13 protein-coding genes and 1 tRNA gene are annotated in these 14,587 nt (G+C 57.4%); 5 read left to right on the plus strand and 9 right to left on the minus strand.

Going from position 1 to position 14,587, the window contains the following annotated elements; genetic code table 11:
* Positions 1-8: 8 nt before the first annotated feature.
* Together EKL29_RS12730 and EKL29_RS12735 are read left to right on the plus strand one after the other, a co-directional pair.
* Positions 9-941 carry a LysR family transcriptional regulator gene (locus EKL29_RS12730; RefSeq protein ID WP_126689866.1) on the plus strand — a complete coding sequence of 311 codons (933 nt, stop codon included), beginning with the start codon at positions 9-11 and terminating at the stop codon, positions 939-941.
* Between the two features lie 81 nt (positions 942-1,022).
* A complete protein-coding gene (locus EKL29_RS12735) occupies positions 1,023-2,021 on the plus strand; it encodes an aldo/keto reductase (protein WP_126689867.1) in 999 nt (332 codons plus the stop codon).
* A gap of 58 nt (positions 2,022-2,079) precedes the next feature.
* On the opposite strand, the gene ilvC is transcribed toward EKL29_RS12735, so the two are convergent.
* Positions 2,080-3,555: a ketol-acid reductoisomerase gene (ilvC, locus tag EKL29_RS12740; protein WP_120457030.1), complete on the minus strand. Its 1,476-nt coding sequence runs from the start codon at positions 3,553-3,555 to the stop codon at positions 2,080-2,082.
* A gap of 162 nt (positions 3,556-3,717) precedes the next feature.
* On the opposite strand from ilvC, the gene ilvY reads away from it, so the two are divergent.
* Complete coding sequence (ilvY, locus tag EKL29_RS12745; RefSeq protein WP_126689868.1) at positions 3,718-4,599, plus strand: HTH-type transcriptional activator IlvY; 882 nt, start codon at positions 3,718-3,720, stop codon at positions 4,597-4,599.
* Here the strand turns inward: ilvY and ilvA are convergent, their stop codons facing one another.
* From ilvA to ilvL, 6 genes are all read right to left on the minus strand, one after another.
* The gene (gene ilvA / locus EKL29_RS12750) at positions 4,600-6,147 is read right to left on the minus strand and encodes a threonine ammonia-lyase, biosynthetic (protein ID WP_120457026.1); all 1,548 of its coding nucleotides are present in this window, start codon (positions 6,145-6,147) and stop codon (positions 4,600-4,602) included.
* A 3-nt stretch (positions 6,148-6,150) separates the two neighbouring features.
* Positions 6,151-8,001, minus strand: a complete 1,851-nt coding sequence (gene ilvD / locus EKL29_RS12755; protein WP_120457025.1) for a dihydroxy-acid dehydratase — start codon at positions 7,999-8,001, stop codon at positions 6,151-6,153.
* Between the two features lie 61 nt (positions 8,002-8,062).
* Positions 8,063-8,992, minus strand: a complete 930-nt coding sequence (locus tag EKL29_RS12760; RefSeq protein ID WP_120457023.1) for a branched-chain amino acid transaminase — start codon at positions 8,990-8,992, stop codon at positions 8,063-8,065.
* Between the two features lie 13 nt (positions 8,993-9,005).
* Positions 9,006-9,269: an acetolactate synthase 2 small subunit gene (gene ilvM, locus EKL29_RS12765; protein ID WP_120457021.1), complete on the minus strand. Its 264-nt coding sequence runs from the start codon at positions 9,267-9,269 to the stop codon at positions 9,006-9,008.
* Positions 9,266-10,912, minus strand: a complete 1,647-nt coding sequence (ilvG, locus tag EKL29_RS12770; RefSeq protein ID WP_126689869.1) for an acetolactate synthase 2 catalytic subunit — start codon at positions 10,910-10,912, stop codon at positions 9,266-9,268. Before ilvG ends, ilvM begins: the two co-directional genes overlap by 4 nt.
* Before the next feature lie 149 nt (positions 10,913-11,061).
* Positions 11,062-11,160 (minus strand): ilv operon leader peptide, encoded by a 99-nt coding sequence (gene ilvL / locus EKL29_RS12775; RefSeq protein WP_120457371.1) that lies wholly within the window; start codon positions 11,158-11,160, stop codon positions 11,062-11,064.
* A gap of 329 nt (positions 11,161-11,489) precedes the next feature.
* On the opposite strand from ilvL, the gene EKL29_RS12780 reads away from it, so the two are divergent.
* Positions 11,490-13,010 carry a YifB family Mg chelatase-like AAA ATPase gene (locus EKL29_RS12780; RefSeq protein WP_126689870.1) on the plus strand — a complete coding sequence of 507 codons (1,521 nt, stop codon included), beginning with the start codon at positions 11,490-11,492 and terminating at the stop codon, positions 13,008-13,010.
* Between the two features lie 26 nt (positions 13,011-13,036).
* On the opposite strand, the gene EKL29_RS12785 is transcribed toward EKL29_RS12780, so the two are convergent.
* Positions 13,037-13,375, minus strand: coding sequence for a DUF413 domain-containing protein (locus EKL29_RS12785; RefSeq protein WP_120457015.1), 339 nt, complete (start codon positions 13,373-13,375; stop codon positions 13,037-13,039).
* A gap of 121 nt (positions 13,376-13,496) precedes the next feature.
* Here EKL29_RS12785 and hdfR point away from each other — a divergent pair, with 121 nt between their 5' ends.
* Positions 13,497-14,321 carry an HTH-type transcriptional regulator HdfR gene (hdfR, locus tag EKL29_RS12790; protein WP_120457013.1) on the plus strand — a complete coding sequence of 275 codons (825 nt, stop codon included), beginning with the start codon at positions 13,497-13,499 and terminating at the stop codon, positions 14,319-14,321.
* A 107-nt stretch (positions 14,322-14,428) separates the two neighbouring features.
* Here hdfR and EKL29_RS12795 read toward each other — a convergent pair.
* Positions 14,429-14,504, minus strand: a tRNA-Trp gene (locus EKL29_RS12795).
* Positions 14,505-14,587 lie beyond the last annotated feature (83 nt).

Raw genomic sequence — 14,587 nt, forward strand, 5'->3', positions numbered from 1 at the left:
CACGAACCATGGCGACGACAGCTCACCTGATCAGCAGCAACCTTCCCAGCGTTAAACAACTTCAGTGTTTTTTGGCCGTCGCGCATGAGCTTAACTTTCGCCGGGCCGCCGAACGCCTCAGCATGACCCAGCCGCCGCTGACGCGCCAGATTAAGAGCCTGGAGTCTCTGCTCCACCAGCAGCTGTTCAGCCGCAGCACCCATGCGGTCAGCCTGACTGAAGCTGGACGCGCGCTGGTTGTCAGAGCGGAGAAGATTCTTGAGGCGCTTAACGCTCTTAATGCCGACCCCCTTTTCCATCAGGATCGTCTGCGTATCGGGCTCACCCGAACGCTGGACTTTACGCGCATACAGCCTGTCGGAGCGCGGCTGACGCAGCTGGATATCGACGATGAGATCGACTCTCCCGATCTCTCCTCAGCCCAGCTGCTGCAGTGCCTGACGCAAAATACGCTGGATATCGTGCTGACTGGAGAAAAAGGCGCATATCAGCAGGAGAGCGTCCACTATCGCTGGCTCTGCCGCGAGCCGCTGTCTATCGCCCTGCCGGCAACGCATCCCGCCAGCCAGCAGGAAAACGTCTCGCTGAATGACGTCAGCGACCTGCCGCTGTTCTGGTTTTCCAGAAGCGCCAACCCCGCCTTCTACGATAAGTGTGAAAAAGTTTTCGCTACGCTGAAAACGCCGCTAAAAAAGGTCAAAGAGCCGGAGGATTCGCTGACGATGCTGGCGCATATCGCCCGTGGTAAGGGATTCGCCCTGCTGCCTCAGTCAAAATGCGCTTTTAGCCAGGAAGGGTTGTGCTACCGGACGCTGTCCGAGGATCAGGCGCAGCAGTTGAATATCGATATCTATGCCGCGACGCGCCGTTCTGACGAGCGTTTACCGCTTCTGCAGGCGCTGGACATCCTGGGCGCCCGCGATCCCTCCCCGCCTTGCTGATACCTTTTCCGCATCACAAAAAGGGCAATTCCCTGCTGCTGCGCCTGGTGAAAGAATCAGGTCAGGACAACAGGAGGGATTATGAAAAGACGTTATTTAGCAAAAGATTTTGAGGTCAGCGCTATCGGCTATGGCGCGATGGGGCTCAGTGAATTCTATGGCACTACGGATGACACGCAGTCGCTGCAGCTTTTGCATAAACTCGTTGAACTGGATCAGACCTTTATTGATACGGCGGACCAGTATGGTCGCGGACACAATGAAAAGCTCACAGGGCGTTTTCTGGCCGGGCTGGATAGCGCCACGCGAAACAGGTTTAAGATCGCCACCAAATGCGGCATTGAACGCGCGCCCGATGAGGCTTATAGCCGCACCATCAACAACCGGCCTGACTATATTACGCGTTGCTGCCACGACTCCCTTAAGCGGCTTGGCGTTGAGCGTATCGATCTCTTTTATCTTCACCGCATAAGTCAGGATACGCCCATCGAAGAGAGCATGGCCTGCCTGAGCCGCCTGGTGAAAGAGGGAAAAATAGAGCATATCGGGCTGTGTGAAGTCTCAGCCGCAACCTTACGCCGCGCGCACGCCGTTCATCCCGTCACCGCCCTGCAGACGGAGTATTCGCTGTGGACGCGCGATATTGAGGAGGAGATCCTGCCAGCGGCTAAAGCGCTTGATATCGGGCTGGTCGCCTATTCGCCGCTGGGCCGCGGTTTCCTGACCGGCAAATATCTCCGCAACAGCGATTTCGCGGAGGGAGACTTCCGCAAAAACAGTGCGCGCTTCCAGCAGGCCAGTCTCGATCACAATGCCGCCTTGCTGAACGCCGTGCGCCCGCTGGCGGAGAAGTACCGCTGCACGCCAGGCCAGATTGCGCTCGCCTGGCTGCTGGCGCAGTACGACAAACTGGTGCCGATCCCGGGCACTAAACACATCCAGTACCTGGTCGAAAATGCCATGGCGGCGGAGGTGGTGCTGGACGAGGCAGACGTCAGGCTGCTGAATGATCTCCGCCAGCACATTCAGGTGCAAGGCGAGCGCTATTCAGAAGAGGGCATGAAAGGCATAAACGCCTGATGTGAAAAACCCCGGCAAGCCGGGGTTTTTCTGTGCTGAAAAGTGTGGGAGGCGTGAATTAGCCCGCAACCGCGATACGCTTCATGTCGGTCATGTAGCCACGCAGTTTACGGCCCACCGCTTCGATCGGATGCTGACGAATCGCTTCGTTAACGTCACGCAGCTGCGCGTTATCAACCTGCGTGCCTTCGATCGCTTTGCCCAGATCGCCCGGCTGCAGCGTAGTCATAAACTCTTTCAGCAGCGGCACCGCAGCGAAGGAGAAGAGATAGTTGCCGTACTCTGCGGTATCGGAGATAACCACGTTCATTTCATACAGACGCTTACGCGCAATGGTGTTGGCGATCAGCGGCAGCTCATGCAGCGATTCATAGTAAGCAGATTCTTCGATAATGCCCGCGTCGACCATGGTTTCAAACGCCAGCTCAACGCCCGCTTTGACCATCGCCACCATCAGAACGCCTTTATCGTAGTACTCCTGCTCTTCGATTTTGCCTTCGAACTGCGGCGCGGTTTCAAACGCGGTTTTGCCGGTCTCTTCACGCCAGGTCAGCAGGTTTTTGTCGTCGTTGGCCCAGTCAGCCATCATGCCGGATGAGAACTCGCCGGAGATGATATCGTCCATATGCTTCTGGAACAGCGGCGCCATAATCTCTTTCAGCTGCTCTGACAGCGCGTAAGCGCGCAGTTTTGCCGGGTTAGAAAGGCGATCCATCATCAGCGTAATGCCGCCGAACTTCAGCGATTCGGTGATGGTTTCCCAGCCGAACTGAATCAGTTTTTCGGTGTAAGCCGGGTCGTTTCCTTCCGCCACCAGCTTGTCGAAGCAGAGCAGCGAACCGGCCTGCAGCATGCCGCACAGAATAGTCTGTTCGCCCATCAGGTCAGACTTCACTTCCGCGACGAAAGAGGATTCCAGCACGCCCGCGCGGTCGCCGCCGGTTGCTGCCGCCCAGGCTTTGGCAATCGCCATGCCTTCGCCTTTCGGATCGTTTTCCGGATGTACGGCGATCAGGGTCGGTACGCCGAAACCGCGCTTGTACTCTTCACGCACTTCGGTGCCCGGACATTTCGGCGCGACCATCACGACGGTAATGTCTTTACGAATGGTTTCGCCCACTTCAACGATATTAAAGCCGTGCGAGTAGCCCAGCGCCGCGCCCTCTTTCATCAGCGGCTGTACGGCCTGCACTACAGCTGAGTGCTGTTTGTCTGGCGTCAGGTTAACCACCAGATCGGCCTGCGGGATCAGCTCTTCATAGGTGCCCACTTTAAAACCGTTCTCGGTAGCCTTGCGCCAGGAAGCGCGCTTCTCGGCGATCGCTTCGGCACGCAGCGCATAGGAGACGTCCAGACCGGAATCGCGCATGTTCAGGCCCTGGTTAAGACCCTGTGCGCCACAGCCCACGATGACCACTTTTTTCCCTTTCAGGAAGCTGGCGCCGTCGGCGAATTCATCGCGCGCCATAAAGCGACATTTGCCTAACTGCGCTAACTGGTTGCGCAGATTCAGTGTGTTGAAGTAGTTAGCCATGGGCACTCCGGTCAGATGTTGTGTTTGTTTTTGTCTGGTAGCGGCTGCTGACTGCAGCGCCGCGAATGACCCCATCATATGACAGGAAATCTGTTGCTTAAATTGATATATTAGCAAGGCCACATTGCAGGATTTGCAACGCTACGCGAGAGGTTAAGCCGTATGGATTTACGCGATCTGAAGCTGTTTCTTCATCTGGCCGAAAGCTGCCACTTTGGCCGTACTGCGCGCGCTATGCATGTCAGTCCGTCAACGCTGTCGCGCCAGATCCAGCGTCTCGAAGAGGATGTAGGGCATGCGCTGTTTCTGCGCGATAACCGCACCGTTACCCTGACCGAAGCGGGCGAACGTCTGCGCCAGTTCGCGCAGCAGACCCTGCTGCAGTATCAGCAGCTGCGCCACGTGATGGATCTCAACGGTCCGTCGCTGAGCGGCGAACTCCGCCTGTTCTGTTCGGTAACGGCCGCCTACAGCCATCTGCCGCCGATTCTGGATCGCTTTCGCGCCGAGCATCCGCAGGTGGAGATCAAGCTGACGACCGGCGACGCTGCGGACGCCATTGAAATGGTGCAGTCCGGCGAGGCGGATCTGGCCATCGCCGGGCGTCCTGAGTCGCTACCTGCCAGCATCGATTTTACGCCGCTGGGCCTGATCCCGCTGGTCTTAATCGCCCCGGCGCTACCCTGTCCGGTGCGCAGCCAGGCGACGCAGGAATCGCCCGACTGGGCGAAAATCCCTTTTATCCTGCCCGATCAAGGGCCTGCGCGGCGCGGCATCGATCTCTGGTTTCGCCGCCGCCGCATCCCGAATCCCCAGATTTACGCCACGGTCTCCGGGCATGAAGCGATTGTCTCGATGGTGGCGCTCGGCTGCGGCATCGCGCTGCTGCCGGACGTGGTGCTGGAGAACAGCCCGGAACCGGTGCGCAATCGCGTGCTGACGCTGGAGAATGTGGAGTCGGTGGCGCCGCTGGAGCTGGGCGTATGCGTACAAAAAAAGCGGCTCGGGGAGCCGCTGATTCATGCCTTCTGGCACCTGCTGTAATTACTGACCGGCGAGGAAGAAACGGAACGCCGGGTTATTGGCCTCATCGTGGCATTCGTAACCCAGCTCGGTCAGATGCGATTCAAAGCGCGGTTCATTGTCGCCGATTTCAAAGGCCGCCAGCACGCGGCCATAATCGGTGCCGTGACTGCGATAGTGGAACAGCGAAATATTCCAGTGCGTGCCGAGCGTTTGCAGGAACTTCAGCAGCGCGCCGGGCGCTTCCGGGAATTCAAAGCTGTAGAGGCGTTCGCGCAGCGGCTTCGACGGACGTCCGCCCACCATATAGCGAACATGCAGCTTCGCCATCTCGTCGTCAGAGAGATCCATTACCTGATAACCGCCCTGCGTCAGCTGGCTGATAATCTCGCTGCGCTCCTCTAACCCGCGCGTTAAGCGCACGCCGACGAAGATGCAGGCGTTATCGGCATCGGCGTAGCGGTAGTTGAACTCGGTGACCGCACGACCGCCCAGCGTCTGGCAGAACTTCAGGAAGCTGCCCTGTTGTTCGGGGATGGTGACCGCCAGCAGCGCTTCACGCTGCTCGCCCAGCTCGCAGCGCTCGGAAACATAGCGCAGGCCGTGGAAGTTAACGTTGGCGCCCGAAAGAATATGGGCCAGACGTTCACCTTTGATGCCGTGCTGCTGGATATATTTCTTCATGCCCGCCAGCGCCAGCGCGCCTGAAGGCTCCGCGACCGCGCGCACATCTTCAAACAGATCTTTCATCGCCGCGCAGATAGCGTCACTGTCGACGGTGATGATGTCGTCGAGATACTCCTGACACAGGCGGAAGGTTTCGTCACCGATGCGCTTAACCGCCACGCCTTCGGCAAACAGCCCGACGCGCGGCAGATCCACCGGCTCGCCAGCCTCCAGCGCCGCTTTCAGGCAGGCGGAGTCCTGCGATTCCACCGCGATAACCTTGATTTGCGGCATCAGCTGTTTGATCAGCACCGCCACGCCCGCCGCCAGTCCGCCGCCGCCCACCGGCACGAAAACGCGATCGAGATGCGCATCCTGCTGCAGCAGCTCCATCGCCAGCGTGCCCTGACCGGCGATTACCGCCGGATGGTCAAACGGCGGCACGAAGGTGTAGCCCTGCTGCTCCGCCAGCTCGATCGCTTTGGCTTTCGCCTCGTCGAAATTAGCGCCGTAGAGATAAGCCTCACCGCCAAATGCGCGCACCGCATCAACCTTGATGTCCGCCGTGGTCACCGGCATCACAATCAGCGATTTAATGCCGAGCCGGCTGGCGGAGAGCGCCACGCCCTGCGCATGGTTGCCGGCCGATGCCGTCACCACGCCGCGCGCTTTCTGCTCTTCGTTCAGTCCGGCGATCATCGCGTAGGCGCCGCGCAGCTTGAAGCTGTGCACCGGCTGACGATCCTCGCGCTTCACCAGAATGGTGTTGCCGAGACGCGATGAAATTTTTTCCATTTTTTGCAGCGGCGTCACCTGTGCAACTTCATACACGGGCGAGCGCAGCACTGCGCGCAAATATTCCGCGCCGCCGGGCGACGCAGGTAGCGGTTGAGCCTCAGCCATCGGTTAGCCTCCCAGCTTACTCTTGTCTCGCACCGCGCCCTTGTCGGCGCTGGTGGCGAGGGATGCGTAGGCGCGCAGCGCGAATGAAACCTGACGCTCGCGACCGTGCGGCGTGTAGGCCGCATCGCCACGCGCTTCTTCCTCTTCGCGACGCGCATGCAGTTCGTTATCCGGCACCGCCAGCTTAATACCGCGGTTCGGGATATCGATTTCGATGATGTCGCCATCTTTAACCAGCGCGATCGTGCCGCCGCTGGCTGCTTCCGGCGAGGCGTGGCCGATCGACAGGCCAGAGGTGCCGCCGGAGAAGCGACCGTCGGTGATCAGCGCGCAGCTTTTGCCAAGGCCCATCGATTTCAGATAGGTGGTCGGATAGAGCATCTCCTGCATGCCCGGCCCGCCTTTCGGCCCCTCGTAGCGGATTACCACGACGTCGCCCGCGACCACTTTGCCGCCGAGGATCGCCTCGACTGCGTCATCCTGGCTTTCGTAGACTTTAGCCGGGCCTTTAAAGGTGAGGATTTCTTTATCCACGCCAGCCGTTTTTACAATGCAGCCATCTTCAGCCAGATTGCCGTAGAGCACCGCCAGGCCACCATCCTGCGAGAAAGCGTGTTCGCGCGTGCGGATACAGCCCTCCTGGCGATCGTTATCCAGCGTATCCCAGCGGCAATCCTGCGAGAAAGCCTGCGTTGTGCGAATGCCCGCCGGACCGGCGCGGAACATTTTTTTCACCGCCTCGTCCTGGGTCAGCATGATGTCGTACTGGTCCAGCGTTTCGCGCAGATTCAGGCCCAGCACGTTTCGCACGTCGGTATGCAGCAGACCGGCGCGATCCAGCTCGCCGAGAATGCCGATCACGCCGCCGGCGCGGTGCACATCTTCCATATGGTATTTCTGCGTGCTCGGTGCGACTTTGCACAGATGCGGCACTTTGCGCGACAGTCGATCGATGTCGGAGATATTGAAGTCGATGTCGCCTTCCTGCGCGGCGGCCAGCAGGTGCAGAACGGTATTGGTAGAACCCCCCATGGCGATATCAAGTGTCATGGCGTTTTCGAATGCGGCTTTGTTAGCGATATTACGCGGCAGTACGCGCGCATCGTCCTGCTCGTAATACTGTTTGGTCAGGTTAACGATGCGCTTGCCAGCATTGATAAAGAGATCTTTGCGGTCGGCGTGGGTCGCCAGCAGCGAGCCATTGCCCGGCTGCGACAGGCCCAGCGCTTCGGTCAGGCAGTTCATGGAGTTGGCGGTGAACATGCCGGAACAGGAGCCGCAGGTTGGGCAGGCGGAACGTTCAATCTGCTCGCTGTCGGCATCGCTGACGTTCGGGTTCGCGCCCTGAATCATCGCATCGACCAGATCGAGCTTGATGATTTTATCGGAAAGTTTGGTTTTCCCCGCTTCCATTGGCCCGCCGGAAACGAAGATGACCGGAATATTGAGGCGCAGCGACGCCATCAGCATTCCCGGCGTGATCTTGTCGCAGTTTGAGATGCAGACCATGGCGTCGGCGCAGTGCGCGTTAACCATGTATTCCACTGAGTCGGCGATCAGCTCGCGCGACGGCAGCGAATAGAGCATGCCGCCATGGCCCATGGCGATACCGTCATCCACCGCAATGGTGTTGAACTCTTTAGCCACGCCGCCCGCCGCTTCGATCTGCTCGGCGACCAGCTTACCGAGATCGCGCAGATGGACATGGCCCGGCACGAACTGGGTGAATGAGTTGACCACGGCGATAATCGGTTTGCCGAAGTCGGCGTCGGTCATTCCTGTCGCGCGCCATAAGGCGCGGGCACCCGCCATATTGCGGCCGTGAGTGGTAGTGGCGGAACGGTACTTAGGCATGCTCTGTTTACTCCAGTCTGAAAAATGACGCGGGCACTGCTGCGCCCGCGTTACTGTCTTGTTATGCGTTAACCTGATCCAGCCAGCCGTATTTATCTTCGGTTTCGCCAGTAAACAGGCCGAAGAAGGCTTTCTGGATTTGGGTGGTCACCGGACCGCGTTTGCCCTCGCCCACCTGGATACCGTCAACACTGCGCACCGGCGTGATCTCCGCGGCGGTGCCGGACATAAAGATCTCGTCTGCCAGGTAGAGCGACTCGCGGGACAGCACCTGCTCGCGCACTTCGATACCCAGATCCTGCGCCAGCTTAATAATGGCGTCGCGCGTGATGCCCGGCAGTGCGGATGAGGTAAACGGCGGGGTAAACAGAATGCCGTCTTTCACTTCAAACAGGTTTTCGCCCGCGCCTTCAGAGATGTAGCCGTTGGTGTCCAGCGCGATGCCTTCCTGATAACCATGACGACGCGCTTCGCTACCCACCAGCAGAGAAGAGAGATAGTTGCCGCCCGCTTTCGCTGCGGTCGGCAGGGTGTTCGGCGCAACGCGGTTCCACGAGGAGACCATCGCGTTGATGCCGTTCTCCAGCGCTTCGGCACCCAGATATGCGCCCCACGGGAAGGCGGCGATGATCACGTCGGTGGTATAGCCGTCTGGCGGGTTCACGCCCAGGCCGACGTCGCCGACAAAGGCCAGCGGACGGATATAGGCGCTTTTCAGATTATTGTCGCGCAGGACTTTACGGGTCGCTTCCATCAGCTCTTCTACGCTGTACTTCAGCGGGAAACGGTAAATTTTGGCTGAGTCGTGCAGACGCTGCATATGTTCACGGTGACGGAACACCACCGGGCCTTTGTGCGAGTCGTAGCAGCGCACGCCTTCAAACACAGAAGTACCATAGTGCAGCGCGTGAGACATAACGCTGACCTTAGCGTCTTCCCACTTAACCATCTCCCCATTGAACCAAATAAAGTCTGCTTTCTTCGTACTCATTCTTATTTTCCTTTCACGAACAGGCGTGGATTTGTTGTGTTGCATGTTGTTGGATCTGGACGCAAGCGACATCCATCAGTTTGCTTAACTGCGAAGACAGTAAATCGACGGAGCGCTGACTGGCAACGGTCATTTCGATATTGATGTTCTCGCTGTTAGCCACTGCGCCCATGTTCATGGCGCAGACCTGAAAACCGCGATGGCGGACGACGCGTAAAATGCGCTCCAATATTTCAGGGCGAAAGCGAGCTTCGATAGACAATTGGTGCTGGTTCATACGGTTTTCTCCATCATGTTTGCATTGCTGGCACCAGGCGGCACCAGTGGCCAGACGTTTTCATGCTCATCAATCGCAACATGCAGGAAGTAAGAACCTTCGCTGTTCAGCAGAGCATCAAGTGCGGCATCGACCTCATCTTTACGGCTGATACGCTGGCCAGGGATATCAAACGCGCTGGCCAGCGTCAGAAAATCGGGATTGTCGGTGAGAATAGTTTCGCTATAGCGACCGTCGAAAAAGAGCTGTTGCCACTGGCGCACCATGCCGAGACGCTGGTTATCCAGCAGCAGGATTTTCACCGGCAGTTTTTTACGCTTAATGGTGCCCAGCTCCTGAATATTCATCATGATGGAGCCGTCGCCGGTTACGCAGATCACGGTGTCATCGGGGCGGGCGACCTGGGCACCTACCGCAGCCGGCAGGCCGAAACCCATAGTGCCGAGGCCGCTCGAGGTGATGAAATTCTCCGGCGCGCTGAAGTTCATATGCTGCGCGGTCCACATCTGATGCTGGCCAACGTCAGTGGTGATAACGGCACTTTCCGGCTTGCGATCGGAGAGCTGCTTCAGCAGCAGCGGTGCGTAGATCGCCTCGCCGGGATGGTCGTAGGGCCAGCTGAACGCCGCTTTCATCGCCTTCACCTCTTCGCGCCAGGCCTCGATCTGCAACGGCATGCTCAGCGCGGGCAGCACCTGATTCAGATCGCCCTGCAGCGAGACGTGCGCACGACGCAGTTTATTCAGCTCGGCCGGGTCGATATCGATATGGATAACGCTGGCGTGCGGCGCGAAGGTATCGAGCTTGCCGGTTACGCGGTCGTCAAAACGCGCGCCGACGGCAATCAGCAAATCGCAGGACTGCACCGCGAGGTTCGCGGCCTTGGTGCCGTGCATACCCAGCATGCCGAGGTAGACTTCGCTTTCGCTGTCGGCGCTGCCGAGACCTTTCAGCGTGGCGACCATGGGAATGCCGGTCTCCTGCGCCATGGCGCGCAGCGCGGGAACGGCCTGCGCCATCCCAACGCCGCCGCCGATATAGAGCATTGGCTTGCGCGACTGCGCCATCAGCACGCGCGCCTCTTCGATATGCTGCGGTGAATGCGAGACCGGCTCTTCAACCTGCAGCAGATGCGGCGTCAGTTCGCCGCTGGCGATTTGAATATCTTTAGGAATATCAACCAGCACCGGACCCGGGCGGCCTGACTGGGCGATGGCGAACGCTTCCGCCATGACGGAAGGCAAATCATCCAGCGACTCAACCAGAAAGCTGTGTTTGGTGCAGGCCAGTGACAAACCTAATACGTCGATCTCCTGAAAGGCGTCGGTGCCGATAAACGCCGAAGAGACCTGTCCGGTGATCGCGACTACCGGCACTGAATCCATCATCGCATCGGCCAGGCCAGTGATTAAATTGGTCGCACCAGGGCCGGATGTTGCAATGCAGACGCCGGTTTTGCCGGTTGCGCGGGCATAGCCAATCGCCGCGACCACCGCGCCTTGCTCATGACGACACAGTAGGTGTTCCACGCCGCCATCGTAGAGCGCATCGTACACTGGCATGATGGCACCGCCAGGATAGCCAAATACTGTGTCGACACCCTGCGCGCGTAAAGCCTGAACTACCCACTGTGCACCTGTCATGGTTATTCTCCTGTATCCTTAGGGGAGCAACAGAATTTTATGCTACTGCTCATTGTTTGCTCCTCGGTAATTAGCTGATATTTACTCCGGTCAAAAAAAAACCCCCGGACCTTTCGGTGCGGGGGTTTTTCGAATTCCGGCCTTGATTTCTAAGCCTTTCTTCCTGCAAGCGCAGCCCCGCACGGTGGGTTAATAATCACCACCACGCTAATCACAACTAGGCTAATCACTTGTAGAAGGGCTTTCATCTGTTGTCTGTTTTTTCGTTTGTTCGAAGTAATGCCTACAGAGTTATCACAGTTACGGGTGAGATGACAACTTTTTCCATCAGCTTTTTTTATGCCCCTCGACACGGGCATGAGGTATCAGACTGTAATTAAAGCGTTATTTTTTCATTGATAAATATTCATCACGAACGTGTCGCAACAGTTAAGCGTGATATTTGCTAAGCGGCTTCAGAAAAAATGCAGCGGGCCAAGAATCTCTCTGCTTTATTGCGGCCTCTTTCGACAGGTTAACTATTCCGGCTCGTGACCTTGTCTCTGCCGCGCCATAATCGCCGCGTTAAGGAGCGGTTATGACATTGTCCAGAATTCTTACCCGAGCGGCGATAGGTGTAGAAGCGCCGCAGGTTACTATCGAAGCGCATATCAGCAACGGATTACCCGCGCTGACGCTGGTCGGTTTGCCTGAAACGACGGTGAAGGAGGCGCGCGAGCGGGTACGCAGCGCCATTATTAACAGCGGATTCAGTTTTCCCGCCAGGCGTATCACCATCAATCTGGCACCTGCCGATCTGCCTAAAGAGGGCGGACGTTACGATCTGCCAATGGCGCTCGCTATTCTCGTGGCGTCTGAACAGCTTCCTGAAGCGAAACTGTCGCAACATGAGTTCGTGGGCGAACTTGCCCTCAACGGCGCGCTCTGCGGCGTTCAGGGCGCGATTCCGGCCGCGCTGGCAGCGATGCGCGCCGGACGGCGCCTTATCCTCTCTACAGAGAATCAGCAAGATGTCGGTCTGATAGAGCATGGCGATACGCTGGTTGCCGCTCATCTGCTGGAGATCTGTGCGTATCTGCAAAATCAGGCTGAACTCGCATGCGCGCAGGCTCAACAAGATGACGCTCAACAGCCGCCTGAAGACCTGAGCGATATCATTGGTCAGGAGCAAGGCCGTCGCGCGCTGGAGATTACGGCGGCTGGCGGACACAACCTGCTGTTGATTGGTCCTCCCGGCACCGGCAAAACCATGCTGGCGACACGCCTGCCCGGCATCATGCCGCCACTCAGCGACACAGAAGCGCTGGAGTGCGCCGCTATCGCCAGTCTGGTGAATAAGGTTACGCTACAGAGAGAGTGGCGTAAGCGGCCTTTCCGCTCGCCTCACCACAGCGCGTCGATCTATGCGCTGACTGGCGGCGGGTCGTTACCTCGCCCTGGCGAGATTTCGCTGGCGCACAACGGCGTGCTGTTTCTGGACGAGCTGCCGGAGTTTGACCGGCGAGTGCTGGACGCGCTGCGGGAACCCCTTGAGTCGGGCGAAATCGCTATTTCCCGCGCCCGTGCGAAAGTGACTTATCCGGCACGCTTTCAGCTCATCGCAGCAATGAATCCCAGCCCGACCGGACATTATCAGGGGCAACATAACCGCTGCTCGCCGCAACAGGTGCTGCGTTACCTGAGTAAGCTCTCCGGCCCTTTTCTCGATCGCTTCGATCTGTCGATTGAGGTACCGCTGCTACCGAATGGGATGCTGAGCAAACGCCCTGACGCTGGTGAAAGCTCAGCAAGCGTCGCCGAACGCGTGTTAAAGGCGCGTAGATTGCAAATAGCGCGGGCAGGCAAGATCAATGCGCGTATGAATAATGTCGATATCAGGTTGTGGTGTGATATAGCCAGGGAAGATGCTGAGTGGCTGGAGGAGGTGCTTAATCAGTTAGGCTTATCCGTGCGGGCGTGGCAGCGTATTTTAAAGGTGTCGCGTACGATTGCCGATCTGGCGGGTGAAGAGAGGATTTTACGTATTCATCTTCAGGAGGCGCTAGGTTATCGCACTATTGATCGGTTACTGATCCATTTGCATCGTAGTCTGGAATAAAAATGGGGCTGATTGCCCCATTCCGCTTAGTCATCGCTGTCGCTGTAATCTTCAACCGTATCCATCTGCGGCTTGCCGCCAGAGAGCGTATGAAAACGCTTAGGACGCTTAATGCGGGCAGTATATTTAGACCATACTCGCTCAGCTTCGGTTTGCGGCTCACGCAGACCACGACATACTTCTAAGAAAAGACGCTCTTCTTCAGTAATCGGCTCACGCTTTGCTAAATCAAGTTCATTAAAAGCAAAACCATGACGTTCCAGCAGTTGGGCTTCTTTAATGGTGAAATCACCATGCCGCGAGAAACCGCGCGGATAATGTTTGTTATCAAAGAAACGATTTGTGGTTGAGAAGCTTTCCGCCATCTTACACGCTCCTGATTCTCTTATGGCCGAGCTATTAATGGCGCGGAGTATTAGATAGGCTTGACAGAGTGTAAAACAAAACATTTAAATCTATACGACAAACATTTTTTGGGAGAAAGCTGTGGATACGGAATTACTTAAAACTTTCCTGGAAGTGAGCAGAACTCGCCATTTCGGGCGTGCTGCAGAAGCACTTTATCTCACACAGTCCGCCGTCAGCTTTCGCATTCGTCAGCTGGAAAATCAGCTGGGCGTTAACCTTTTTACTCGTCATCGCAATAACATACGGCTGACGTCGGCAGGAGAACGTCTGCTGCCCTATGCGGAAAGCCTGATGAGCACATGGATGATGGCCAAGAAAGAGGTCTCGCATACGCAGCAGCATCATGAGCTGTCGATAGGCGCCAGCGCGTCGCTATGGGAGGCCTATCTGACGCCGTGGCTGCAGACCCTTTATGAGAACCGTGAGAGCCTGCATCTTGAGGCGCGCGTGGCGCAGCGGCACCTGCTGGTCAAGCAGCTGCACGAACGACAGCTGGATCTGCTGGTCACGACAGAAGCGCCTAAAATGGATGAGCTTACCAGCCAGCAGATCGGCCATATTTCGCTGGCGCTGTTTCGTGCGCGCAAAACAGAGAAGCGAGAAAAGTATGATTACATCAAGCTGGAATGGGGCGCGGACTTTCATCAGCATGAAAGCTACCTGTCGGGTGGCGACGACGTCCCGGTGTTAACGACGACCTCTGCGCACGTTACGCGAGAGCTGCTTTACACTACGGGCGCCTGCGCATTTTTGCCTGACTACTGGCATAGCCTGTATAGCGATCTGGTGGTGATCCCTGATACGCCCGTTGCGGTGCGTCCTTTATACGCGGTATGGCTGCAGAACAGCGACCAGCAGGCGCATATTCGACAGCTGCTTAAGTTTCCGGTACTGGCGCGCTAAGGTTTCAGGAAAAAATGGAGAAGAGGCTGATATTTTCGGCCTTTTTGATCTTTCGGCTGAATAAAAAGCAAAAAAAATCCTTTGCCGAAGCAAAGGATTCTTTTTTCTGGCAGGGGCGGAGGGACTCGAACCCCCAACACCCGGTTTTGGAGACCGGTGCTCTACCAATTGAACTACGCCCCTAAAGAGGGTGGCGGTGCGGACGGGACTCGAACCCGCGACCCCCGGCGTGACAGGCCGGTATTCTAACCGACTGAACTACCGCA

The organism is Pantoea sp. YU22 (assembly GCF_003970755.1).
Lineage (GTDB): Bacteria > Pseudomonadota > Gammaproteobacteria > Enterobacterales > Enterobacteriaceae > Pantoea > Pantoea piersonii.

Coding starts and splice junctions, on each gene's coding strand:
- ilvC (WP_120457030.1), bottom strand. CDS start 3,555: ATGGCTAACTACTTCAACACACTGAATCTGCGCAACCAGTTAGCGCAG.
- EKL29_RS12730 (WP_126689866.1), top strand. CDS start 9: ATGGCGACGACAGCTCACCTGATCAGCAGCAACCTTCCCAGCGTTAAA.
- ilvM (WP_120457021.1), bottom strand. CDS start 9,269: ATGAACCAGCACCAATTGTCTATCGAAGCTCGCTTTCGCCCTGAAATA.
- EKL29_RS12785 (WP_120457015.1), bottom strand. CDS start 13,375: ATGGCGGAAAGCTTCTCAACCACAAATCGTTTCTTTGATAACAAACAT.
- ilvY (WP_126689868.1), top strand. CDS start 3,718: ATGGATTTACGCGATCTGAAGCTGTTTCTTCATCTGGCCGAAAGCTGC.
- ilvL (WP_120457371.1), bottom strand. CDS start 11,160: ATGAAAGCCCTTCTACAAGTGATTAGCCTAGTTGTGATTAGCGTGGTG.
- EKL29_RS12780 (WP_126689870.1), top strand. CDS start 11,490: ATGACATTGTCCAGAATTCTTACCCGAGCGGCGATAGGTGTAGAAGCG.
- EKL29_RS12760 (WP_120457023.1), bottom strand. CDS start 8,992: ATGAGTACGAAGAAAGCAGACTTTATTTGGTTCAATGGGGAGATGGTT.
- EKL29_RS12735 (WP_126689867.1), top strand. CDS start 1,023: ATGAAAAGACGTTATTTAGCAAAAGATTTTGAGGTCAGCGCTATCGGC.
- ilvA (WP_120457026.1), bottom strand. CDS start 6,147: ATGGCTGAGGCTCAACCGCTACCTGCGTCGCCCGGCGGCGCGGAATAT.
- ilvD (WP_120457025.1), bottom strand. CDS start 8,001: ATGCCTAAGTACCGTTCCGCCACTACCACTCACGGCCGCAATATGGCG.
- ilvG (WP_126689869.1), bottom strand. CDS start 10,912: ATGACAGGTGCACAGTGGGTAGTTCAGGCTTTACGCGCGCAGGGTGTC.